The organism is Microbacterium sp. NPDC087868 (assembly GCF_044900755.1).
Lineage (GTDB): Bacteria > Actinomycetota > Actinomycetes > Actinomycetales > Microbacteriaceae > Microbacterium > Microbacterium galbinum.
Genome location: NZ_JBJDNO010000005.1, coordinates 40,914 through 63,467, shown reverse-complemented (window position 1 = coordinate 63,467; position 22,554 = coordinate 40,914). Strand labels below are relative to the sequence as shown.

The following is a 22,554-nucleotide window of genomic DNA, read 5'->3' as shown; positions in this document are numbered from 1 at the left end:
GCAAATTAATTTATTTGACTTCCACGAAGGGCTTAGGCCTATCGGCTAGAGTCCAAATGGAGAGTAGTTTTCGGGACGGGAATCATGGCGCGCATATCAGTAGAAGACCGCAGCAGGCAGTTCATCGAGGCGGCCGCACGCGTGATCGCTTCTGAAGGAATTGCTGCTGCCACTACCCGGCGCATTGCCACTGAAGCTGGCGCCCCATTGGCGGCCTTGCACTACTGCTTCCGCAGCAAGGATGAGCTGCTGGACGAGGTATACAACCACTTGAGCCGGGACTATGCACGCGAGCTCGATCCAATCCCGGAGAATGTCGGCTTAGCCGAAGCCGTGGACTTGCACATCCGCCGCGTTTGGCGGCGCATGCTCAACGCCCCGCACGAGCAGGTCACCACCTTCGAACTGTTGCTGCGAGCTACCCGGCTGGCCGATCCAGAAGAGATCGAGAAATCGAACAGGATCAACCGGTCGATGTACGACGCTTGGGTCTGCTCGACCAGCGCCGTTTTCCGGGACGCGGCCGAGCGTTCCCAACTCAAGGTCAAGACGGATCTGGACACCGTAGCGCGGATGCTGATCGCCAGCATCGACGGGATCAACCTCCAGCACCTCTCAGATCCTGATCTGGAACGTTCCGCCCGGCTCATCGACCAGCTTTGCACGAGCATCAAGCACATGCTGATCCCTGCCAACCCAGAGCAGATAGCATGAGCGCCTGCTGCGCTCCGCAGCGGACTGGATCGCAGCCCGGAAACCACCCAGGGCCCACTGCCGAGGAATCCGGAACGGATACGGCGCCCCGATCCACTGGCCTTATCAGCCTTCCCGGCGGCGAGTTCATGATGGGCGACCATTTCGACGAAGGCTACGCGGCCGATGGCGAACTGCCCGTGCATCGGGTCGAGGTCGATGCATTTACCATGGATTCCACTCTTGTCACCAACGCCGAATTCGCCCGTTTCGCGGACGCCACCGGCTACCGCAGCGAATCCGAGCGGCTGGGCTACTCCGCGGTTTTCCACGCCTATCTTGCAGCACCCAGCCAAGACGTGCTCGGCCCAGCCGGAGGTGCGCCATGGTGGCTCGGTGTCCGCGGTGCCAGCTGGCGCAACCCCGCCGGCTCCCAGTCGAATTGGCAGGATATCCCCGAGCACCCGGTCGTGCAGGTTTCTTGGAACGATGCACAGGCCTATTGCAAATGGAGCAGGCGTTCCCTGCCAACGGAAGCGCAGTGGGAGTACGCCGCTCGTGGCCTGGTCCCCGGGCAACGCTATGCCTGGGGAAATGAGCTGGCTCCAGGGGCGGTGCACCAGTGCAATATCTGGCAGGGCAGTTTCCCCGAATCAAACACCTTGGAAGACGGCTATTTGGGCACTTCCCCGGTGGGCACCTATCCGCCAAACCCGGTGGGCCTGTTCGATATGGCAGGCAACGTCTGGGAGTGGTGCCAAGACTGGTTCCTGCCCAAGTACTACCGCAACAGCCCGGTGGGCAATCCCCAGGGGCCGACCATCGGTCAAGGCAGGGTCATGCGCGGAGGCTCGCACTTATGCCATGACTCGTACTGCAACCGGTACCGGGTTTCGGCGCGAAGCAGCAATACTGCCGATTCTGCTAGCAGCAACACAGGTTTCAGAACCGTCGGCTCGGGACCCTAGCCGCGCGTCTCGCCAAGATCGGCAGGTCTCAGGCAAAATGAAAGCATGGCATCACCAACTTCAGCACTGGGCAGGGTCCGCACGTTCGAGGCGTTAGACGAGAAGACCACCGCGCGGCTGCGCCGCGCGCTGGACGAGTCGGATGACACGACCGTGTTCGTCAACGGCACCGCGTTGAAGTTGCCCAAAGAAGCGCACCAGGCGCTGATCGAGGTGCTTTCACGGTTTGCAGATGGCGAGTCCGTCAGCATCGGCACACCCGAGCTGCTCCTTAATACTTCCCAAGCAGCCCAAATGGCCGGAATCTCCAACAGCTACCTGCGCAAGCTGGCCGACGCCGGGATCATTCCAGTGGAATACCGCGGCACCCATCGCCGCATTCGCCCAAGCGCCATCCAGCAGTGGCTGGATTCCCGCACCGAAACCGAGAAATGAGCCAACCAGTCAGCGAATCCGCCAGCGCCCCGCAGGAGGTCGTTTGGTGGGATCGCCTGCTCATCCGGGTCCCGGGCTATTCCCTGTTCGCATGGCTGGGCGCTTACGGCATGTACCAAGCCGGGGACATTACCTTGGGTACCGCAGCGCTGCTCTTTTTCGCCCTCGCCCTTCCCTTGCTGGCCGGTTGGCAGATCTTCCAGGTCCTGCGCAGCCGCCGGCGCATCCAGTTATGGCGAAACGCCCAGCGGATCTCCCAAGGCAGTTTGGGTGTTCCCAACGTGGCCGAAATCCGCGCGAAGCTCGACCGGATTATCAGCATCCGGGCTCATGGCCCGGAACCGAAGAAGCCACGTTTCGGCGGCCTTGCACTTTTCGCAATGATCCTCGGGATCGCCGGGATAGCCATCACTGCGGGAATCTTGCTGGCGAAGCTTGGCCTTGCCGGCCTGTCGACGTTCGTCGTTATCGGCTTGCTTGTGGTTGCCCTGCGTCCGTTGCAACTCATGGGCGTCCAGAACCGGGCGTACCGAGCAGTGGTTTCTATTCCCAGGAAGATCGCCGAGGTTCGCAACCTGGTGGTGCGGGAGCGCCAGGTTTCCAGCGGGCAACGCAGCACGCAAGCTGCCGACAGTGCGCTGGATTCGTCCCTGATGATCATCGATGCTGCCATTGCCCAGTTCCGGTCCGGAAAATTCCGGGCCTCGGCGGACTGCGTCGATTTGCTGGTCCTCCTGGCCGGGCAGTGCTGGCTGCCCGGCAGCAAGCCCCGAATTCTAGCCGAGACACTTCATAGCCGCGTCAATGCGGCACTGGGCCAGCTGAGTATCGAGGAACGCAACGCCTCGCGCTGGAGCAGAGAACCACGTTGCTGAAAGCGCAGGTCTTGCCAAGCCTTGAATTTCCTGCTGGAATACCAAAGTATTCTATTTGAAAACAATTCTTGTGCCGCACCCAGCGCAGGAACCCCGCTCCCCCGCCCCGGGAGCCTTGCCGAGGAGAACCATGACCACCGCATCAGAATCGCTGACCACTTCGCACGAATCCTTGCTATCCGAGCGCGCGGCCGGAATCAAGCAGTCCGCGGTGCGCGACGTATTCGAGCTCTCCTTGGACCCTTCCCTGGTATCCCTGGCCGGAGGCAACCCCTACCTGCAGCTGCTCCCGCTGGAAAAGGTCGGTGAAATGGCCCGGCGCATCATCGTCGAGCAGGGTCCCGAAGCATTGCAATACGGCTCCGGACTTGGCACTCCTGAACTGCGTGCACAAATTATCGATGTCATGGCAGCTGAAGGCATCACGAACGTGGGGGTCGAAGATGTCGTGGTCACCAACGGCTCCCAGTCAGCACAGGACATGGCCTGCAAGGTCTTCTGCAATCCCGGAGACACTGTGCTCTGCGAAGATCCGACCTATGTCGGGGCCCTGAATACCTTCGAGGCCTACCAGGTGTCCGCCCGCCCCGTGGGCACCGATGCGAATGGCTTGATTCCTGACGCCTTGCGTGCGCGCATCGCCGAATTGCGCGCCGCCGGCGAGCGCATCAAATTCCTCTACACCATCCCGAACTTCAACAACCCATCAGGGATCACTCTGGCGGCCGAACGCCGCCAGGAAATCGTGGACATCTGCCGCGGAGCCGGCATCCTGATCCTGGAAGACAACCCGTACGGAATGCTGCGCTACGAGGGAACCCCTGCGCCTACCCTGCGGAGCCTGGACCCGGAAAACGTCATCTACATGGGTTCCTTCTCCAAGATCTTCGCGCCCGGCCTGCGCATCGGCTGGGCAGCGGTCCCGACCCACCTTTTCCGCCGCTTCTACCTGGCCGGCGAGGCGGTAGCCCTGTGCCCACCGACCTTGAACCAGATGATCATCAGCGCCTACCTCAACGAGCATGATTGGAAGGGGCAGATCACCAAGTACAACGACCTGTACCGTTCCCGCCGCGACGCGATGCTCGAAGCATTGGCCAAGTACCTGCCGGCAGGCGTCACCCATACTCGTCCCGAAGGCGGCTTCTTCGTTTGGTTGACCTTGCCTGAAGGCATTGACACCTACGCGTTGCTGCAGCAGGGCGTGAAGGCCGGGGTCATCTTCATCCCAGGCGCGGCATTCAGCCCGAGCGGCCAAGCCGACAACAAGCTGCGATTGGCTTTCTGCTCCGTTGACGAGAAGACCATCGACGAAGGCGTCCAGCGACTGTCGGGCCTGCTCAGCAACGAGATCTTCAAACTCTAAGTCCGGAGGCTTGTACCGGGAGCTCACGGCCCGGTACAAATGGCCGCCCTTGCATCCTTGATGGGAAGCTTGCTGTCCGCCTCCTGGCCAAGTCCGCACAGTTCCAAGCCGGGGCCTGGATCTCCGGCTAGCCCTGCGCAATCCGTGATTCCACGGAAATCTCAAGCAGCTTCTGCTCGGTCGCTTTCAAGACACGGTGCGCAGGCCATATCGCCCGCAGCTCGCGCAACAGCGCCGGCCCATCAAACGGGATCTCGACGAGCAGCCCCTGCTCCAACTGGCTCTCTACCGCCAAATGGCTGAGCACAGCGGGCCCCATTCCGCGCGCCACGCACTGGCAAATCGTTGCGTTCGAGTTGAAGACAGCGACCGGATTCGGGCGTTCGGCATGGGCAATGTAATCCAAGAATGCCCGGGTGCCGGAGCCTTCCTCGCGTTCTATCAGCGCCGTGCTTTGCAATTCGTGCAGGCTCAGCGGTTCCTTCCGTTGTGCCCAAGCATGTGAAGGCGACGTGACCACGAGCATTTCATCGTGAAGTACCTGCCGGCTTTTCAGGCCCAGAGGAATGTGCGGGGTTTCCACGAATCCTAGTCCCAATTCCTCCTGCTGCACTGCACGAATAACATCTTGGGAATTCATGATCTTCATTCGAGGGATGACTCGTGGCAGGGCACGATGCAGTAGTCCGATCCAATTTGGCGCCAAGAATTCAGCCACCGTCATGCTGGCTCCGAATTCCAGCTCTCCCTCTCCGGTTTCAGCCAGCGAGCGCGCGCCAGCGGCGAAGGTTTCCAGGCTGTCCAGGACTTCACGAGCCCATTGGACGGTCAGCACTCCCTCTGCGGTCAAGCGCGATCCGGTGGTCTTGCGTGCCACAAGCTGGTATCCCAGCCGGCGCTCCAACGTTTTCAATGCGCGGGTGGCATTTGGCTGCGCCATCCCGGCCGCACGGGCACCGGCGCTCAGGCTCCCGTGATCGGCTATGCCGACCAGCAACTCCAATGAGGAGGGTTGAATCCAGCGGGCAATGTCTTCGAGAGATGACGAGCTGCTTTCCATATCATGATCATATGTCCGCGATAGCAAGAAGTGGTATACCGCAATTCGCCAAGCCGGAGAACAATTATTTTCATGCACGACTCCACAAGTCCCGTCGAAGAATCTGCCACCTCCAAACGTGACCAGTCCGGACATCGAAAACCTGCTTCGCGTTTCGCTCCGGCTCTTCCGGGACTGCTCCTCTGCCTTGCCGCCGGCATCTTGTGCATGTTCGCCAGCCGCTACATCCATGGCCTGAGCGCCCTGCTGCTGGCTATCCTGCTCGGTGCGCTGTGGCGCAATCTTGCCCCGGTCCCGCAGGCTTTTGCCCCCGGCACGGCAGTTGCCGGCAAGAAGCTGCTGCGCCTGGGCATTGTGCTGCTGGGCTTGCAGCTCTCGCTGGGCACCATCCTCGGCTTGGGCCCCGGGGTACTGCTGGTGGTGGCCCTCTCGGTTGGCATCACGTTCTTGGCCACCTTGTGGATCGGCAAGAAGCTCGGCATGGATCTGCCGCAGCGCCTGCTCATCGCCACCGGCTTCTCCATCTGCGGTGCCGCCGCGGTCGCAGGTGCGGAGAACGTCGTCAAGGCCAAGCAGGATCAGGTCGCCACCGCGATCGGGCTGGTAGTGCTCTTCGGGACATTGATGATTCCGCTCATGCCGGCGGTGGGCATGCTGCTCGGGCTGGATGAACGCAGCATCGGCATGCTTATCGGTGCGTCCACCCATGAGGTCGCACAAGTCGTCGCGGCCGGCGGTTCGGTAGGTGCTGGCGCCTTGGCCGTGGCGGTGACCGTCAAGCTGGCCCGGGTGGTCCTGCTGGCTCCGATCATTGCCGGCGTCGGCGTCTTCATGCGGCGGCGCCAGTCGGTTCAAGGCGGCAAGAACCCGCCATTGGTGCCGCTGTTCGTGCTCGGGTTCCTGGCGGCAATGCTGCTGCGCACCACCGGGCTGGTGCCCGAGGCGTGGCTTTCAGTTGCGGCCAGCGTGCAGACGCTCCTGCTTGCCGCGGCCATGTTCGCCTTGGGGCTCGGGGTCCACCTGCGCAGCATCGTAAAAACCGGCGGACGTTCATTGCTGCTGGGGCTGCTGTCCACCTTGCTGATCATCGCCGTGTCGATCGGCGGAACCCTGCTGTTCCCGCCGGCCTAGGCATGGCAGCCATGCGGGCACGCCGCACCTATTTCGCGCTCCAGCCGCCATCCATGGTGTAGGACGCTCCGGTCACCATGCCCGCGGCATCCGCACTGAGCCAGGCCGCCAGCGAAGCGACTTCCTCTGGCTCAACCAGGCGCTTGATGGCCGATTCGGCAAGCATGATCTTCTGGATGACATCCGACTCGTCAATGCCATGCGAATTCGCTTGATCGGCAATCTGCCGCTCCACCAACGGGGTACGCACATAGCCCGGGTTGATGCAGTTGCTGGTGATCCCGTAGTCGGCACCTTCCAATGCAGTGACCTTCGACAGTCCCTCCAACCCGTGCTTGGCCGCAACGTAGGCGCTCTTGAACGCGCTGGCCCGGAGCCCGTGGATCGAAGAAATATTGATGATGCGGCCGAAGCCGCGCTCGCGCATGCCGGGCAGTGCTGCCCGGATCAACAGGAACGGCGACTCCAGCATGAGCCGATGGATCAGCCTCCAGGTTTCGGGGTCGTACTCGTGGATTGGAGCCACCCTTTGCACGCCGGCGTTGTTAATCAGGATGTCGGTATCCAAGCTGAGATCTTCCAGCGGCGCGGTATCCGAAAGATCCACGGCCCATGCTTTTCCGCCAAGCTCGCGGGCCGCTTCTTCAGCGGCCTGTTCATTGAGGTCGGCAATCGTCACGGTGGCACCGGCGTCGGCCAATGCCCGGGCACTGGCCAGGCCTATGCCGGAGGCGCCACCGGTAACCAAAGCGCGGCGCCCCTTCAGCCCTTGGGGCCATGGGCCAATTTGTTCCGCCATTGCGCTCATCCTCTGCTCGGCTCCCCTGCGGCTTCCAGTTGCGATGCCCGCAGCTTCGCGCAGGTCTCTGTGATTCAAACTAGGCTCCGCCAGGAATCCGGTCAACGGCATTTGCTGTGCAGATTCCGCAGGTCAATGTGCAAGCATGCACAGCGGCTTCTGCCGGTTGCCCGTTTGCTGTGCGCTGGAAGCTAAGCTGGCTCTCGAAGGCTATTTTCACTTCCAAGAGCCAAGGACATGGTAGGCAATGACGACTTCCCCGATACCTGCGACTCCCGCCGAGGTCCCGATCCGCAAAGCGGCCAGTGTTTTGCTGCTGCGCGAGGCAGCTGGCGGGTTTGAGGTTTTCGTCCAGCATCGCGTGAACACCATGGACTTCGCAGCCGGCATGGTGGTTTATCCCGGCGGCCGCGTTGATGCCCAAGACGGCCAAGCGGTGGCGGCAGGAGAGCTGGATCCCGCCTTGCTCAGCGAGCACGCCCGGCAATGGGCGCGCACCTCGATCCTTGGGGAAGGACCAGATCGCGCGGAGCATCTGGCCGGGGAGATCCTGGCCGCAGCACGTCGTGAAGTCTTCGAGGAGACAGGGCTGCTGCTGGATCCTGGCCAACTGCGCCCCTGGGCCAATTGGGTCACCCCAGCCGGTTTCCCGCGGCGGTTCGATACGTACTTCTTTGTCGCGGCCTTGCGCCCCGGCCAGGAACCAGTCCACCAGACCACCGAAGCGGTGATCTCCACATGGATCAGCCCCCAGGAGCTCTTCGCTTCCCTGGAACGCGGCGAGATTAAAATGATGCGCCCCACCCAGCGCACCTTGCGGGATGCGATGGAGCAGGGCGGCATCGAGCAGATCATTTCCAGCGAGCCGGCCATCTCATCGGTTCATCCGGATCCCCGCGATTCCCTCTCGGGAAACGCTGTGCGGAATTCGGAAAAGCAGTTCAACGCCTGATTGCCGCCGGTCAGGATTCCAGCAGCGTGCGTCCAACGATGAGCGACATGATCTCGTTGGTGCCTTCCAGGATCTGGTGCACGCGCAGATCCCGCGTGATCTTCTCCATCCCGTAGTCCGCGAGGTAGCCGTAGCCGCCGTGCAGCTGGATAGCGCTGTTGGCGGCGTTGAACCCGGCGTCCGTGGCCATCTTCTTGGCCATCGCGCAGAGGCGGACGCGGTCCGGGCTCTTCGCGTCCAGTGCGGCGGCGGCACGGCGCAGCAAGGAGCGGGCGGCTTCCAGCTCCATGTCCATTTCGGCCAGCTTGAAGACCAGCGCTTCCTGTCTGGTCAGCGGTCCGCCGAAGGCCTGGCGCTCCTTCAAATACAGCGCCGACTTCTCCAGCGCGCTCTGCCCGCCACCCAGCGAGCAGGCCCCGATGTTCAGGCGGCCGCCATTGAGTGCCTGCATGGCCATGGAGAATCCCTGGCCTTCCTCGCCCAGCAGGTTGGCGGCGGGAATGCGCACGCCTTCCATGATCACCTGGCGAGTGGGCTGCGCCTTCCAGCCCATCTTCTTTTCGTTCGGCCCGAAGCTCAGGCCCTCGGCATCCCCGGGAACAAGGAAGGCGCTGATGCCGCGCGAACCGGTATCAGCGGTACGGGCCATGACGATGTAGAGCGCCGAGCTTCCAGCTCCCGAGATGAATTGCTTGACGCCGCTGAGCACATACTCGTCACCGTCCTTGCGGGCACGGGTTGACAGGGCCGCCGCATCGGAGCCGACTCCGGGCTCGGTCAGGCAGTAGGAGCCCAGGTCGTCCATGGCGGTCATCGATGGCAGCCATTTGGCGCGCTGCGCGTCGTTGCCGAAGGTGTCGACCATCCACACGACCATGTTGTGGATGGAAATGTAGGCGGCCAAGGTCGGGTCGGCCTTGGCGAGTTCCTCGAAGACCAGCACCGCATCGCTGCGGCTCAGACCGGATCCGCCATGATCTTCAGAAACATAGATTCCGCCCATGCCCAGCTGTCCGGCTTCGGCCAGCACATCCACCGGGAAGTGCTGTTCCTGGTCCCACTTCAGGGCATTGGGAGCAATCCTGGTCTCGGCGAAATCATGGACCATCTCGATCAACGACTTCTGGTCTTCGCTTACTTCAAACAACACCGGCTCCTTTGCCTGCACCTTGCGTCTTTGACCTCAGTCTATGTGACGCAAGATACAATGAGAGCCAATAGGATGAGTTCCGAAGCATTCATTTCGAAAGAGTTGGGCTAACCGCATGCAAATCCGGACAAGCACCGCCGGGGATTGGCCTGGGATCTTCGGCTTCTACCGCAAAATCATGGATGAGGGACAGACCTACGCCTTCCCCCAAGGCCAAACCCTTGAAGAAGCCCGCCCCTGGTGGATGGAGACGCTACCAGGGCAAACGGTCGTTGCCGTGGCAGATGGCAGGATCATCGGCTCGGCCAAGATGGGGCCAAACAAGCCCGGACGGGGAGCCCACATCGCCACCGCGTCCTTCCTGGTCGATCCGGAATGCCGCAATCGCGGCGTGGGACGAGCACTGGGCGAATACGTGATCGACTGGGCCCGGCAGGAAAATTATCACGGCATCCAGTTCAATGCGGTCGTCGAGACCAATGAGGCTGCAGTGCGTCTATGGCAATCGCTGGGCTTCAAGATCCTGGGCACCATTCCGGGCGCCTTCAACCATCCGACCAAGGGGCTGGTGGGCCAGCACTTCATGTTCCTGCCGCTGCGTCCTGCTGCTCCACCTGGCCATTAGCCGCGCGCGTCGAACCGCTCACGGGCAGCGAGCACTTTGGGCACATGCTCCTCGGACCACAGGCGCAGGATTTCCATGGGTTCCAGGATCCCGCGTCCCAAATCAGTCAGCTCGTAGTCGACCCGCACCGGCACCTGGGCATATACGGTGCGCTGCACCAGCCCGTCGCGCTCCAGGTTGCGCAGGGTATTGGTGAGCACTTTCGGGGTGACCGCGCCGATGCGCTGGCGTAATGCGGAGAAACGTTGCGGGCCGCCAGCCAGGGACAAGAGGACCAGCGGAGTCCATTTATCGCCTAGGCGCTGCATGATTTCACGTGAAGGGCATTGCTGCACGAACACGTCAAAAGAGCCATGGCTATCCATGAGGAAACCTAGTTTCGTTGTAGTGGGCGGTATCTAAAAGATACCATTGTGCCGGACCCAATTTCCCAAGGAAAGAGAACACCATGAAGATTGCAGTTTACGGAGCTACCGGCATGGTCGGCTCGGAAGTCGTTGCCGAAGCCATTTCACGCGGCCATGAGGTCACCTCGGTCTCCCGCTCGGGCAAGGAAATCGACGGAACCACCACCGTGGCCGCCGAGCTGGGCGACGGGGCAACCTACCGCGACCTGGGAAAGAACAACGACGTGCTCGTCATTGCCGTACCGCCATCGCGCACCGGTGGCGACCACCAGGAATACCTGGATGCCTTCGAACAGATCACCGAAACCCTGGTCCCAGCCCGCCTGCTGGTTGTCGGCGGCGCCGGCGCTACCGAGGTAGACGGCGTCCGCCTGGTCGACACCCCGGGCTTCCCGGAGGAATACAAGGCCGAAGCCACCACCTGCGCCGAGGTCTACGACATGTTCACCTCGGTTTCCGGCATCACCTGGACCGTCGCGGCTCCAGCCCCGGTGATCATGCCTGCACGCCGCACCGGCAGCTACACCCTGGGCACCGATTCGCCAGCAGGCGACTTCGTTTCCTCCCAGGACTTCGCCGTGGCCATCCTCGATGAAATCGAAACCCCGGTCCACCAGAACCGCCGCATGACCGTGGCCAGCGAAAAGTAGATCCCACGCGCAGTGCCGCTAGCCAGGTTTCGTCGGATCGGAGCGATTCGCTCCGATCTGACGAATGCGTTCCAGATGGCTAGAGTTGGTTTGGTCATCACCACTAGTTCATCGAGGTAAGCCCTTCCCCATGCAACGAAACTCGCGCGCGTCCAGGATCCTTGGCTGCGCTATCGCGCTCCCGCTCCTTGGATCCCTTCTAGCCAGCTGCTCGGCAGGTGCAGGACCCGATTCCCCCGCAGAGGAGGCGAAGCCGGTTGCCGGCGGCACCCTGGTCTATGCTTCGGGCGACGCCGAGCCGGCCTGCCTGGATCCGCATGTGGGCGGCAACTACCCGCAAGCCCTGGTCGCAAGCCAGTACCTCGAATCCCTGTTCACCAAGGATGCGGACGGGAAGATCATCCCGTGGCTGGCCGAAAGCACCGAAGTTTCCGAGGACGGCCTGACTCGCACCATCACCCTGCGCGATGGGATTTCCTTCACCGACGGCACGAAGCTCACCGCCAAAGCCATCGAAGCCAACATCGAGCACCTGAAGGATCCGAATACCGCGTCCTCCACCGGCTACCTGGCCGTGGGCAAGGTCGTGGATATCGAGATCGCCGATGAGCTCACCGCCAAGCTGACGCTCTCCGCCCCGGATAACGCGCTGCTGGAATCGCTGTCCATGCCATGGACCGCCATCGAATCCCCCAAGGCGCTGGAACGCGACCAGGCTACCAACTGCGCCTCACCGGTAGGCACCGGCCCGTTCAAGGTCGAATCCTGGGAGCACCAGAAGGCCGTGAACTTGGTCCGCAACGAAGACTACGTGCCGCCGGTCAAGAACGCGGAGCGCTCCGATTCCAAGGCCTATCTGGAGGCCATCACCTGGCGCTTCATCCCTGAGGCCGCCACCCGCTACGCAGCCCTGGTCTCGGGCGAAGTCGATGTCATCGACAACGCGCAGCCGGACACCATCGCCACGGCAAAGCAGGACGGCTCGCTGGGCCATCTGGACGCCCCGCGCCCGGGTGCTTCCAACCGCCTGGAGCTGAACAGCTCCAAGGCGCCATTCGATGACCAGCGCGTGCGCGAGGCCTTCATCCGTTCCGTGGATGCCAGCGCCGGCGTCAAGGCCCTCTATTTCGGCACCACCGAGCGCAGCTACTCGCTGCTGTCGTCAGCCGAACCGCTGGGCTACTCCGATGAATCGCTGTTCACCACCGACGTTGCCAAGGCCAACGCGCTGCTCGATGAAGCAGGCTGGAGCGAACGCGACGCCGAGGGCTACCGCGTGAAGGACGGCAAGCGCCTGTCGCTGGACTTCCCGGTCTCCACCAACCAGTCGGTTCCTGCCGAGCAGTCCCTGTTCGAGCAGTTCCAGGCCCAGGCCAAGGCCGTGGGCTTCGAGGTGAAGATCCAGCTGCTGGACCTGTCCAGCTGGTACGGCGCCCTGGCCAAGCACGATTACAATCTGGTCTCGGCTCCCTACACCAAGGTCGGCCCGTCGGTGCTGCGCATCCTGTACCACTCCGACTCGACCGTCCCGGCGCCATCGGGCTACTTCGCCAACAACGCGCAGGTGAAGAACGAGAAGCTCGATGGGATCCTGGCCCAGGCCGAAGAGGCCAACGATGAAGCCCAGCGCGCTGCGCTGTACGAGCAGGCCCAGAAGCTGGTCCTGGAGGGCTACTACGTGCTGCCGCTCTACGACCAGCAGAACCACTTCCTCTACGGCAAGAACGTGCACGGCATCGGCGCCACCACCGCGGTGTCTTCGCCGGTCTACTACGACACCTTCATCACCAAGTAGCACCCCTTGGGCACGATTGCTTGGGCCGGGCGCAAGATCGGCGGCGCGCTGGTGGTGCTGTGGCTGGTGGCCACCGCCATCTTCATCGCCATCCGGCTGATCCCCGGCGACCCGGCCGAAGCAATCATGGGCGGCCCCGGTTCCCAGGCCTCGGCCGAAGCGCTGGCCGCGGCCCGCGCCGAGTACGGACTGGACCTGCCGCTCATCTCCCAGTACCTGATGTACCTGGGCAAGCTGGCCACCTTGGACTTCGGCACCTCCTATTCGCTCAAGCAGCCGGTCGCCGGCATCATGGGCGATCTCCTGCCCAATACCCTCTGGCTTGCGCTGCTGGCCCTGGCGGCCGCCTGGGTGCTGGCCCTGGGCTTCGCGGCATCGGCCATGCGGGCCAACCGCTATGGCGCATGGCTGGGAAATATCGTGGAGATCATTGCCGCCGCCGTGCCGCACTTCTGGCTCGGCGCGGTGCTGATCATGCTCTTCTCCTCGATGCTCGGCTGGCTGCCGGCCGTGGATAACAGCACCGCCCAGGGTTTGGTACTTCCCGTGCTGACCTTGGCATTGCCGCTGGCCGGGTTCCTCACCCAGCTGATGCGCGATTCGCTGAGTGCAGCCCTGGGCAGCCAGTTCGCGCTGGCCGCGCGTGCCCGTGGCGAAAGCCGGCTGGCGGTCTTCTGGCGCCATGGCTTGCGCCATGCCGCCTTGCCTGCCCTGGGCCTGACCGGCTGGGCTTTCTCCTCGCTGCTTTCCGGCGCGGTGGTGGTCGAGGCGATCTTCGCCCGTCCGGGTCTGGGGCGCTCGCTGCTTTCTGCGGTGCTGGCCCGCGACATCCCGATGGTCACCGGCATCGCGCTCTTCTCCGCGCTGGTCTACATCGTGGTCATGGCGATCACCGAAGGCATCGAGCGAGCCATCAATCCGGCAGGGGCGAGCTCATGAGCCGCACCGCAAGAATCTTCGCCGCCGCATTCATCGCCTTGTGGGTGCTCATCGCGCTGGTTCCTTCGGTGCTGGCCCCGGGCGATCCATTGGCTATCAACCCGGCCGAGGCATTCAGCAAACCCGGCGCCGCGCATTTCTTCGGCACCGACGAATCGGGCCGCGACATCTATACCCGTGTCATCCATGGTGCCCGCGACTCGTTGGCTATCGGCCTGGCGGCTACGGGATTGGGCATGGGATTGGCCATCGTCTTGGGCACAGTTGCGGCATTGTCCCCGCGCTGGCTCGACGAGATCATCCTGCGCGTGCTCGAAGCGCTCTACGCGATTCCGTCCTTGCTGATGGCACTGCTGATCATTGCCTTCACCGGCCCCGGTGTCGGTCCGGCCATCGTCGCGGTGGGCCTGTCCACCGCACCGGGATATGCCCGGCTGGTGCGCAGCCAGATCCGCACGCTGAAGAGTTCGGAAATGCTGGAGGCAGCCACCGTGCTGGGCCGCGGCTCGTGGCTGTTGGTCCGCAACCATTTGGTTCCCAACGCCCTCAAGCCCCTGCTGGCTCTGGTGACCTTGGGGATCGGCCAAGCCGTGATCTGGGCTGCTGCCCTGTCCTTCCTGGGCTTGGGCACTCCCCCGCCAGCTCCCGAATGGGGTGCCATGCTTTCGGCCGGGCGCACCTACCTGCACTTCGCGTGGTGGATGAGCTTGTTCCCCGGCTTGGCGATAGTTGTCGTGGCCGCAGGCGCCACGCTGATTGGCCGCGCGCTGGGCGGAAGGGCAAGGACAGCATGAACGAGCAAGCACTGATTACGGTCAAGGACCTTTCGGTCCGTTTCGGTTCCGCCGTGGCGGTGAAGAACATTTCCTTCACCGTCCAGGCCGGACGTTGCCTCGCATTGGTCGGCGAATCCGGGTCGGGCAAATCCGTCACCGCCCGCAGCCTGCTGGGACTGTCCGGAGGCATCGCGAAAGCCGACGAGCTGACTGTCTGCGGGCAGGACGCCTTGGAGCTCGCCGACCGCGGCTGGCAGCAGATCCGCGGGAATTCGGTGTCCATGATCTTGCAGGATGCGCTGATGGCGCTCGATCCGCTGCGCCCGGTGGGCCGGGAAATCGGTGATGCGCTCAAGGCGCACGGCAAGATGTCCAAATCCGAGCGCCAGCAGCGAGTGCTCCAGGTGCTGGAATCCGTGCGCATGCCCGAGCCCGGGCGCCGTGCCAAGCAGCGTTCCACCGAGCTCTCTGGCGGCATGCGCCAGCGTGCCCTGATTGCCCAGGCCCTGGCCGGCAACCCGCAGGTAGTCATCGCCGATGAGGCAACCACCGCCTTGGACTCGGCGCTGACAGCACTGGTCCTTTCGCAGCTGCGCGAGCTCAAGGAGCAGGGCCGCGGCGTGCTGATGATCAGCCACGATCTGGCCCAGGTAGCGCATTTGGCCGACGACATTGCGGTGATGCGCAACGGTGCAATCGTTGAGGCCGGCAGCACCGGGCAGATCCTGGGCGACCCGCAGCACGAGTACACCCGCCAATTGCTGCGGGCCGTGCCTTCGGGGATACCGCGCTTCGCCCCGTTGTCGGTATCCAGCAAGCCCGTGGCCGCACCGGCCCCGGAAGACCCAGCGGCAGCATCCAGCGCGTTGTCGGTCAAGGATCTGTCGAAGAGCTTTGGCAAGCACGCGGCCGTGGATTCGGTCAGCTTCGAGGTGCCTCGCGGCAAGACCCTGGGCATCGTTGGCGAATCCGGATCCGGCAAAACCACCACTGCCCGCATGGTCCTGGGCTTGCAGAAACCCGATGCTGGAACTGTTGAGTTGCTCGGCGAACGCTTTGCCCCGGCTCATGAGGCACAGCACCGGAAGCTGCGCGAGCAGATGGGCGCGATCTACCAGAACCCGTTGGGGTCTTTCGATCCGCGCTATTCGGTGGGACAGCTGCTGGCCGATGCGCTGAGCCGCGGCAAGTCCAAGCGCGCAGCCGAGTACCGCAAGCCGGTGGCTGAACTGCTCGAACAAGTGGAGCTGTCCACCGAATTGCTGGGCCGCAACCCGCGCGAGCTTTCCGGCGGGCAGCGCCAGCGCTTGGCAATTGCCCGTGCGCTAGCGCCCAAGCCGCAGGTGCTGGTCCTTGACGAGCCGGTTTCCGCCCTGGATGCATCAATCCAGGCCACCGTGCTGGATCTCCTTGATCGGATCCAGTTGGAGACCGGAACCAGCTACCTGTTCATCAGCCACGACCTGTCGGTCATTGAGCATATGAGCGACACGGTTGCGGTGATGCATGAGGGCAAGATCATCGAGCAGGGCTCTACTGACCAGGTCTTCAGCGCCCCGCAGCACGATTACACGAAACTGCTGCTCTCGGCGATGCCGCGGTTGCGCTAGACCAGATCGACCATCTGGTCCTTGACCTGCTTGCGCAGGATCTTGCCCAGCAGCGAGCGCGGCATCTCATCGATCTGCACGATGCGCTTAGGCACCTTGTAGGCGGCCAGCAGCTCGCGGCAGTGGGCGCGCAGCGCGTCCTCGTTCAGGCCGCAGCCCTCTTCGAGCTGCACTGCGGCAACCACCATTTCGCCGCCGCGGGCCAATGGCTTTCCGAAGACCGCGGCATCGGCCACGTCAGCGTGCTGGCGCAGGGCGATCTCGACCTCCGTCGGTGAAACGTTGAAGCCGCCGGTGATGATCAGCTCCTTGGCTCGGTCCACCACCTGGGCGAAGCCGTCCTCGTCAACGGTGACCACATCGCCCGAACGCAGCCAGCCGTCCCCGGTCTTGGCCTTGGCCGTTTCCTCCGGGTTGTTCCAGTAGCCCTGGAACACCTGCGGGCCCTTGATCAGCAATTCGCCCGGTTCTCCCTGGGCCACTTCCCGGCTCGGGTCCTCCACGTCCACGACCTTCATCAGTGTCGAGGGGAAGGGCACGCCGATGGTGCCGGTGCGGCGGCTGGGGTGGAACGGGTTGCCCAAGGCCACCGGCGAGGACTCGGTCATGCCGTAGCCTTCCACCAGCAGGCCGCCGGACATCGATTCCCACAGCTCCACCACATGGTCGGGCAGGTTCATCGCCCCGGAGATGCAGTACTTGGCGCTCTTCAGCGAGACGTCGCGCTCCTTGGCCGCCAGGGCGGTGCGCTCGTAGATCGGCGGCACCGCGCAGTACACGGTGGCCGGGGACTTCTTCCAGGCATCCAGGATCATCTGCGGATCGAACTTCGGGAAGAGCACCAGCAGGCCCTGCTTCTTCACGCCGAAGGTCAGGTACAGGGTCATGCCGAAGGCATGGAACATCGGCAGGATCGCGTAGAGGGTTTCCTCGCGCTCCTGCGCCCCGAGCATCCAGGCCTCGCCCTGCAAGGCGTTGGAATAGAGGTTGAAGTGGGTGAGCATGGCGCCCTTGGGGTGGCCGGTGGTCCCCGAGGTGTACTGGATGACCGCCAGGTCATCGACATCCGGATGCGGGTGGTTCGCATCCAATTGCGCACCGGAGAGCAGGTCCTTCCATGCCACGGTGCCCGAGGTGCGGGCCGTGAGCGACGCCTTGGTCTCGCGCAGCTTCTTGACCGGCAGGTTCAGCGCCAGGCGCTTGACCGCGGGGAAGGCTTCGAGCAGGTTGACCGAGACGATCGAGTCCAGCTGCACGTCCTTGGGGAATTCCTGGACGTTGGCCACGACCTTGTCCCAGGCAATCGCGATGCGCGCCTGGTGGTCCTCGAACTGGTGGCGCAGTTCCCGCGAAGTGTACAGCGGGTTGTGCTCCACCACGACGGCGCCAAGGCGCAGGATCGCGTAGAAGGCGATCACGTGCTGCGGGCAGTTGGGCAGGATCAGCGCAACGCGGTCGCCGGCGCGCACGCCGAGCTTGCGCAGGCCCTCGGCGGCCTTGGCTACCTGCGCGCCCAGATTGGCGTAGCTGGTGCGGCGGCCGAAGAATTCGGTCGCCGGGCTCTCGCCGGCTTCACGCACGGAGCGCTCGAACATGCGGCTGAGCGGTTCGGTGGGCAGCTCGATTTCGGCCGGGACTCCCGGCTGGTAATTTGCCACCCATGCGGGCGCAGCACTATTTTCCATACCTCCAATCATGCCCTGTTACGGGACATGGCGCGATTCCAGGTCTTCCCGGGTGCAAACGACGCGCTGCAGGTGGCGGATCCGCCCGCTGGCGTCAATGCCCCGGCACCGCACAGCTGGGATTTTCCTGCGAACACCCGGAGCAGGGCAGCGATCGGCGATAGCGTGTGCGTGATTGCACGGCTACGCAACTACCGGGAGGCATCCATGCCAGCACGCCGAAGCAAACGGCTTCCCATCACGCGCCGGCGCGCGGGAACCGGCTTCTTCTACCTGGAAGGGGCACGCACGGTGAAGGACCAGCACCTGCTGGATCGGATCAGGCAATTGTCGATCCCGCCGGCATGGAAACAGGTCCAGATCGCGGCCAGTGCGCGGGCCAAGGTCCAAGCTCGCGGAATCGATGCGGCAGGACGCACCCAGATGATCTACCACCCCGATTTCCGCGAGCGGCAGGATGCCGCCAAATTCGACCGGTTGCCGGCGTTCGGCCGCGCACTGCCCAATCTCCGCCGCCAGCTGCTGCGGGATCTGCGCCGGGGAAGAAACGACAAGGACAGGGTCACTGCGGCCGTGGTCCTGCTGCTGGATCTGCATCTGCTGCGCATCGGCACGCACGCCTACTCGCGTTCCAACCAATCGTTCGGGGCCGCTTCGCTGCGAGCCAAGCATCTGGAGGTCCAAGGGCGTTGCGCCACCCTCGAGTTTCCCGGCAAGAGCGGCCAGCAGCAGCATGTGAAAATCAGGAGCCGGCGACTGGCACGAGTACTGGTCCAATTGCGCGATCAGCCGGGCTACGAGCTTTTCCGCTACCTGGATGACGAGGGGCACTCGCACCTGCTCCAGCCTGCGCAAATCAACCGGTACCTCGAGGAGCATCTGGGTAGCGGATTCACCGCCAAGGACTTCAGGACCTGGGGCGGCAGCTTAGCGGCTTTCAGGGCACTGATCGAGGCTCCCGCCTCGGCTATGGCTGCCGATGATGCCAGGAATCTGCGCAAGCTGGCCATCGAGCAGGCCGCCGGAAAACTGGGCAATACTCCCGAAATCGCGGCCGGCTCCTATATCGATCCCCGCGTGCTGGAGCTGGCGGACGATCCGGAAAAATTGGCGGCGCTGCGCCGTTCCAAACGGCAGCTGGGGACCAAGAACCATTTGGATCCGGCTTCGCGCTGCCTGCTGCGGTTCCTTGAAAGGGCCAGCTAGGTTCAGAATCTAGAAGTTCAGTCCGCGGGCCGCTACATCCCATACCTCGCTGGTGCCGTCCTCATGCACTGCCAGCACGTTGTCGACCAGGTTCACCGCGACGCAGACATGGTTCGGGATGACGTGGAGCTGCTCGCCGTGGGCCGGCAGGTCCAAGTGCTCGGGCCACAGCACGGTGGCGTGATGCTCCGATAGTGCGCTGATGCGGGCTTCAGGGCACTGGGCGATGCGCCCGTATCCGGTGGCCCAGGCCGGGCGGTCGCTTCCGAGCACCTTGCTGCCGGCGTCCAGCACGATGCGCCGGGGAATCTGCCCATCGCCTTCATGGCGGCTGATCACGGTGGAGGCGACGGTCAGGGAAATATCCTCCCAGCGCACGCGCCCCAGCTCGAACTGCTGCGCATCGCCGAAGACGTACACCCCTGGACGCACCTCGGTCAGCACCGAGTTGTCGCTCAGTTCGGCGGTCGGGGTGGAGCCCCCGCTGATGCGCTTGATGGCATGCCCGGCCTCGCGCAGCAGGCACGCCGCTTCGGCCAGGGCCTTGTGCTCATCGTTGAGTGCCGCGTCGATGCCGTCCGGCGAGTAGCTGTGGCCGGGGAAGGTGAAGATCCCATGCACGCGCATGCCTGCCGCACGGGCGGCATCGGCTATTTCCACCGCGCCTTGCGGGCTGGTGCCGCTCCGATGATGGCCGCTGTCGATCTCGATGACGAGCTTGATCTTGGAGGCCTTCTCCCCCAGCATCCTGGCCATCTGCTGCACGGCCTGGACAGAGTCCGTGCCGATGCTCAGCTTGGCACGGCGCATCAGCTCCAGGATGCGTGCCGCCTGGGATTCATTGACCCACAAAGGGTAGGCGATGAAGATCTTCGCGACCCCGTGCAGCGCAAACGCGAGGGCTTCGCCGACAGTTGCCACGGTGAGTCCGGCGGCACCGGCGTCCATCTGGCGTTCGGCGATTTCATGCATCTTGTGCGTCTTGGCATGCGGGCGCAGTTTCAGGCCCTGGCTCGCCACCCGGTGGGCCACCCGGTCAATGTTCTGCTGGAGCTTCGCTACGTCAACGATGACCTGCGGGGTGTTGATTCCGGCCGGGATAGTGCCCAAATTTTCCGTCCTTCTGCACTTGGCTGCGTCACGGGGAATCCTGGAAATAGGCATTCCCGCCGATCTGAAAGATTACCGCAGGAAGCTTTGTACAGGGGAAGGAAAAAACTAGCGTGGCAGCGTGCTTGACCGGGCCGACAGCTTGGTGGACAACTCATGCGCGTGGTGCAGCAGCAGATTGCCCAGCTCTTCGCGGCGGTCCGCTTCAAAACGCGTGTGGATCCCGGTCAGGCTCAGTGCCCAGGCAGGCTGTCCCGAGTTGTCGAAAACCGCAGCGCCCATGCCCCAGCTGCCCTCGACGATCAAGCCGGGGTTGACCGAATAGCCCAGCTGGCGGGTTTCGGCGACCTTTTTGCGCAGCTCTTCGCGCGAATGCGCCGGCCCATATCCTGGCTCTAGATCGGCATCGCGCAGGTAGCGCTCAATGCCCTGTTCAGGCAGGAAAGCAAGGATCGCGATTCCGGCCGAAGCGACTCCCAGCGGGAAGCGCCGTCCTTCATACAGCACGAACGAGCGGATGGGAAAGGCTCCATCCTGGCGCAGCAAGCACACGGTTTCGTCCCCTCGCCGCGCCGAGAGGAACGCACTTTCCCCGGTCGCCTCGGCCAGCGCGGCAACATGCTCGCGGGCCAGTTCGCTGATGTCGTAGCGCTCGGCTGCCACCGCTCCCATGAGGTAGAGCTCGGGGCCAAGCAGCCAGCGGCCGGTGCGATGATCGTGGTCGCAGAATCCTTCGGTGGCCAACGCGCTGAGCAGGCGATGCACGGTGGGCCGGGCCAAACCGGTGCTCCGGGCAGTTTGCGTCGTGGTGATGCCCTCGGGCATTGCGGTGCTCACGGTGCGAAGCACGGCGGCCAGCCGCCCTACGACTTGGGTTCCATCCGGGGAATTGCTCATGACCACATTATGGACGATCGGTTCCGGGCCGGATAATTCCCGCTTCATACTTTGTCGCCGTACCCCTGTTGCTATCGAGCTGATCGGCGGATAATTCAGCACATGGAAAATACATGGCAAATCGTCGTCGACTGCGCCCGCCCGCAAGCAATGGTCCGGTTCTGGGCCGAAGCCTTGCGCTACGTTCCCGAGCCCGCCCCGGAGGGGCATCCCACGTGGCGCGCCTACTGGCAGTCCATGGGCGTGCCGGATGATGAATTGCCGCCCGGAACCGGTGATGAACCGGAGTCGCTGGTCGATCCGCAAGGTGGTGGGCCGAGGATTTGGTTCCAGCAGGTACCGGAGGCCAAGAGCATCAAGAATCGCCTGCATCTGGACTTGCTGGTCAGCGGCGGCCGCGGCGTTCGCTTCGAGGAACGCAGGCAAATCATCACCGACGAGGCGGAGCGCCTGGTGGCCCTGGGGGCCAAAGTCCGCACCGTTCACGACATGCCAGAGATGGGCCATTTCGCTATCTGCATGCTCGATATCGAAGGCAATGAGTTCGACATCGTCTAGCCCTTTCAGATGCGTCCATAATATGGACCGCTTGGCCATTCCTCCTCACCATCCGACCAGTTACCCGGCAATGCACCGGGTCTATTGCATGCTCACCTGCGACTACGTACGTTAGAGGATAAGCAGATCCGCGCTCCACATAGTGGACACATGGAGGAATCGATGACAACGAAGTTTCGGGATGACGCAGCCGCCGCCTTGGCTGCCGTCGTCAAGGATGGCATGACCATCGCAGTAGGCGGTTTCGGCCTCTCCGGCATCCCCAACCGCCTGATCACCGCACTGCGGGATTCGAAGGCAACCAACCTGACCATCGTGTCAAACAACATGGGCGTAGACGGCAAGGGGCTGGGCATCCTGCTGGAAAATAAGCAGGTCTCCAAGGTCCTGGCCTCCTACGTCGGGGAGAACAAGCTGTTCGCACAGCAGTTCCTCGATGGGGATCTGGAAGTTGAATTCTGCCCGCAGGGCACCTTGGCCGAGCGCTTGCGCGCTGGCGGGGTGGGCATTCCCGCCTTCTTCACCCCCACCGGCGTGGGAACTCCGATCGCCGAAGGCAAGGAAGTCATGGAATTCAACGGCAAGCCAGCGATCCTCGAGCGTGGCATCTTTGCCGATATCGCACTGGTCAAGGCGCACCAGGCCGACGCCGAAGGCAACCTGCGCTACCGGATGACCTCGAAGAACTTCAACCCGCTGGCCGCCATGTCCGGCCGACATACCTTCGCCGAAGCCGAGGAAATTGTCGAGGGCTACCTGGATCCGTCGCTGGTGGAGACCCCCGGCATCTTTGTGCAGACCCTGGTGCAGGCCGATGCGGTCAAGGACATTGAACAGCGCACCGTGCGCAGCCGACAGGAGGCCTGA

The 22,554-nt window shown here is 63.4% G+C and carries 23 protein-coding genes; 16 read left to right on the top strand and 7 right to left on the bottom strand.

Annotation, left to right across the window (positions count from 1 at the left end; all coding sequences use genetic code 11):
* Positions 1–84: 84 nt before the first annotated feature.
* The 5 genes from ACI2JZ_RS16815 to ACI2JZ_RS16795 all read left to right on the top strand — a co-directional run bounded on the left by ACI2JZ_RS16815 (position 85) and on the right by ACI2JZ_RS16795 (position 4,337).
* Entirely contained in the window at positions 85–714 is a 630-nt protein-coding gene (locus ACI2JZ_RS16815) for a TetR/AcrR family transcriptional regulator (protein WP_404598634.1), read from the top strand.
* The gene (locus tag ACI2JZ_RS16810) at positions 711–1,661 is read left to right on the top strand and encodes a formylglycine-generating enzyme family protein (protein WP_404598632.1); all 951 of its coding nucleotides are present in this window, start codon (positions 711–713) and stop codon (positions 1,659–1,661) included. Before ACI2JZ_RS16815 ends, ACI2JZ_RS16810 begins: the two co-directional genes overlap by 4 nt.
* A 45-nt stretch (positions 1,662–1,706) precedes the next feature.
* Positions 1,707–2,096, top strand: a complete 390-nt coding sequence (locus ACI2JZ_RS16805; RefSeq protein ID WP_105656252.1) for a helix-turn-helix domain-containing protein — start codon at positions 1,707–1,709, stop codon at positions 2,094–2,096.
* Positions 2,093–2,971, top strand: a complete 879-nt coding sequence (locus ACI2JZ_RS16800; protein ID WP_404598630.1) for a hypothetical protein — start codon at positions 2,093–2,095, stop codon at positions 2,969–2,971. The genes ACI2JZ_RS16805 and ACI2JZ_RS16800 overlap by 4 nt, the downstream gene beginning before the upstream one ends.
* Positions 2,972–3,101: 130 nt before the next feature.
* The gene (locus ACI2JZ_RS16795; RefSeq protein WP_404598629.1) at positions 3,102–4,337 is read left to right on the top strand and encodes a PLP-dependent aminotransferase family protein; all 1,236 of its coding nucleotides are present in this window, start codon (positions 3,102–3,104) and stop codon (positions 4,335–4,337) included.
* A 127-nt stretch (positions 4,338–4,464) separates the two neighbouring features.
* On the opposite strand, the gene ACI2JZ_RS16790 is transcribed toward ACI2JZ_RS16795, so the two are convergent.
* Positions 4,465–5,397 carry a LysR family transcriptional regulator gene (locus tag ACI2JZ_RS16790; protein ID WP_332594975.1) on the bottom strand — a complete coding sequence of 311 codons (933 nt, stop codon included), beginning with the start codon at positions 5,395–5,397 and terminating at the stop codon, positions 4,465–4,467.
* Between the two features lie 72 nt (positions 5,398–5,469).
* Here ACI2JZ_RS16790 and ACI2JZ_RS16785 point away from each other — a divergent pair, with 72 nt between their 5' ends.
* Positions 5,470–6,528, top strand: a complete 1,059-nt coding sequence (locus ACI2JZ_RS16785) for a YeiH family protein (RefSeq protein WP_404598628.1) — start codon at positions 5,470–5,472, stop codon at positions 6,526–6,528.
* Between the two features lie 28 nt (positions 6,529–6,556).
* Here ACI2JZ_RS16785 and ACI2JZ_RS16780 read toward each other — a convergent pair whose 3' ends face one another.
* Positions 6,557–7,327 (bottom strand): 3-hydroxybutyrate dehydrogenase, encoded by a 771-nt coding sequence (locus ACI2JZ_RS16780; RefSeq protein ID WP_404598626.1) that lies wholly within the window; start codon positions 7,325–7,327, stop codon positions 6,557–6,559.
* 247 nt (positions 7,328–7,574) lie between these two features.
* Between ACI2JZ_RS16780 and ACI2JZ_RS16775 the strand changes: the two genes are divergently transcribed.
* Complete coding sequence (locus ACI2JZ_RS16775) at positions 7,575–8,279, top strand: NUDIX domain-containing protein (protein ID WP_332730912.1); 705 nt, start codon at positions 7,575–7,577, stop codon at positions 8,277–8,279.
* 10 nt (positions 8,280–8,289) lie between these two features.
* On the opposite strand, the gene ACI2JZ_RS16770 is transcribed toward ACI2JZ_RS16775, so the two are convergent.
* Positions 8,290–9,426, bottom strand: a complete 1,137-nt coding sequence (locus ACI2JZ_RS16770) for an acyl-CoA dehydrogenase family protein (protein WP_332488881.1) — start codon at positions 9,424–9,426, stop codon at positions 8,290–8,292.
* Positions 9,427–9,544: 118 nt separating this feature from the next.
* Between ACI2JZ_RS16770 and ACI2JZ_RS16765 the strand changes: the two genes are divergently transcribed.
* Positions 9,545–10,054, top strand: coding sequence for a GNAT family N-acetyltransferase (locus ACI2JZ_RS16765; RefSeq protein ID WP_332504326.1), 510 nt, complete (start codon positions 9,545–9,547; stop codon positions 10,052–10,054).
* Here ACI2JZ_RS16765 and ACI2JZ_RS16760 read toward each other — a convergent pair.
* Positions 10,051–10,419 carry a helix-turn-helix domain-containing protein gene (locus ACI2JZ_RS16760; RefSeq protein WP_105656244.1) on the bottom strand — a complete coding sequence of 123 codons (369 nt, stop codon included), beginning with the start codon at positions 10,417–10,419 and terminating at the stop codon, positions 10,051–10,053. The genes ACI2JZ_RS16765 and ACI2JZ_RS16760 overlap by 4 nt on opposite strands.
* Before the next feature lie 83 nt (positions 10,420–10,502).
* On the opposite strand from ACI2JZ_RS16760, the gene ACI2JZ_RS16755 reads away from it, so the two are divergent.
* The 5 genes from ACI2JZ_RS16755 to ACI2JZ_RS16735 all read left to right on the top strand — a co-directional run bounded on the left by ACI2JZ_RS16755 (position 10,503) and on the right by ACI2JZ_RS16735 (position 16,231).
* Positions 10,503–11,111 (top strand): NAD(P)H-binding protein, encoded by a 609-nt coding sequence (locus ACI2JZ_RS16755; RefSeq protein WP_359185366.1) that lies wholly within the window; start codon positions 10,503–10,505, stop codon positions 11,109–11,111.
* A 130-nt stretch (positions 11,112–11,241) separates the two neighbouring features.
* Positions 11,242–12,906: an ABC transporter substrate-binding protein gene (locus ACI2JZ_RS16750; RefSeq protein ID WP_332727526.1), complete on the top strand. Its 1,665-nt coding sequence runs from the start codon at positions 11,242–11,244 to the stop codon at positions 12,904–12,906.
* Between the two features lie 6 nt (positions 12,907–12,912).
* Positions 12,913–13,845: an ABC transporter permease gene (locus ACI2JZ_RS16745; RefSeq protein WP_404598622.1), complete on the top strand. Its 933-nt coding sequence runs from the start codon at positions 12,913–12,915 to the stop codon at positions 13,843–13,845.
* The gene (locus tag ACI2JZ_RS16740) at positions 13,842–14,639 is read left to right on the top strand and encodes an ABC transporter permease (RefSeq protein ID WP_359185361.1); all 798 of its coding nucleotides are present in this window, start codon (positions 13,842–13,844) and stop codon (positions 14,637–14,639) included. The genes ACI2JZ_RS16745 and ACI2JZ_RS16740 overlap by 4 nt, the downstream gene beginning before the upstream one ends.
* The gene (locus tag ACI2JZ_RS16735) at positions 14,636–16,231 is read left to right on the top strand and encodes a dipeptide ABC transporter ATP-binding protein (RefSeq protein ID WP_404598621.1); all 1,596 of its coding nucleotides are present in this window, start codon (positions 14,636–14,638) and stop codon (positions 16,229–16,231) included. The genes ACI2JZ_RS16740 and ACI2JZ_RS16735 overlap by 4 nt, the downstream gene beginning before the upstream one ends.
* On the opposite strand, the gene ACI2JZ_RS16730 is transcribed toward ACI2JZ_RS16735, so the two are convergent.
* Positions 16,228–17,916 carry a long-chain-fatty-acid--CoA ligase gene (locus tag ACI2JZ_RS16730; protein WP_404598620.1) on the bottom strand — a complete coding sequence of 563 codons (1,689 nt, stop codon included), beginning with the start codon at positions 17,914–17,916 and terminating at the stop codon, positions 16,228–16,230. The two genes, ACI2JZ_RS16735 and ACI2JZ_RS16730, sit on opposite strands and share 4 nt — an antisense overlap.
* Before the next feature lie 27 nt (positions 17,917–17,943).
* Between ACI2JZ_RS16730 and ACI2JZ_RS16725 the strand changes: the two genes are divergently transcribed.
* Positions 17,944–19,122, top strand: a complete 1,179-nt coding sequence (locus tag ACI2JZ_RS16725; RefSeq protein WP_404598619.1) for a DNA topoisomerase IB — start codon at positions 17,944–17,946, stop codon at positions 19,120–19,122.
* Positions 19,123–19,131: 9 nt separating this feature from the next.
* On the opposite strand, the gene ACI2JZ_RS16720 is transcribed toward ACI2JZ_RS16725, so the two are convergent.
* Both ACI2JZ_RS16720 and ACI2JZ_RS16715 read right to left on the bottom strand, forming a co-directional pair.
* Entirely contained in the window at positions 19,132–20,232 is a 1,101-nt protein-coding gene (locus ACI2JZ_RS16720) for an alanine racemase (RefSeq protein WP_105656383.1), read from the bottom strand.
* 108 nt (positions 20,233–20,340) lie between these two features.
* Positions 20,341–21,129, bottom strand: a complete 789-nt coding sequence (locus ACI2JZ_RS16715) for an IclR family transcriptional regulator (protein ID WP_404598618.1) — start codon at positions 21,127–21,129, stop codon at positions 20,341–20,343.
* Positions 21,130–21,231: 102 nt separating this feature from the next.
* Between ACI2JZ_RS16715 and ACI2JZ_RS16710 the strand changes: the two genes are divergently transcribed.
* Both ACI2JZ_RS16710 and ACI2JZ_RS16705 read left to right on the top strand, forming a co-directional pair.
* Positions 21,232–21,687: a VOC family protein gene (locus ACI2JZ_RS16710; RefSeq protein ID WP_402696881.1), complete on the top strand. Its 456-nt coding sequence runs from the start codon at positions 21,232–21,234 to the stop codon at positions 21,685–21,687.
* Between the two features lie 162 nt (positions 21,688–21,849).
* Positions 21,850–22,554, top strand: coding sequence for a CoA transferase subunit A (locus ACI2JZ_RS16705; RefSeq protein ID WP_332502959.1), 705 nt, complete (start codon positions 21,850–21,852; stop codon positions 22,552–22,554).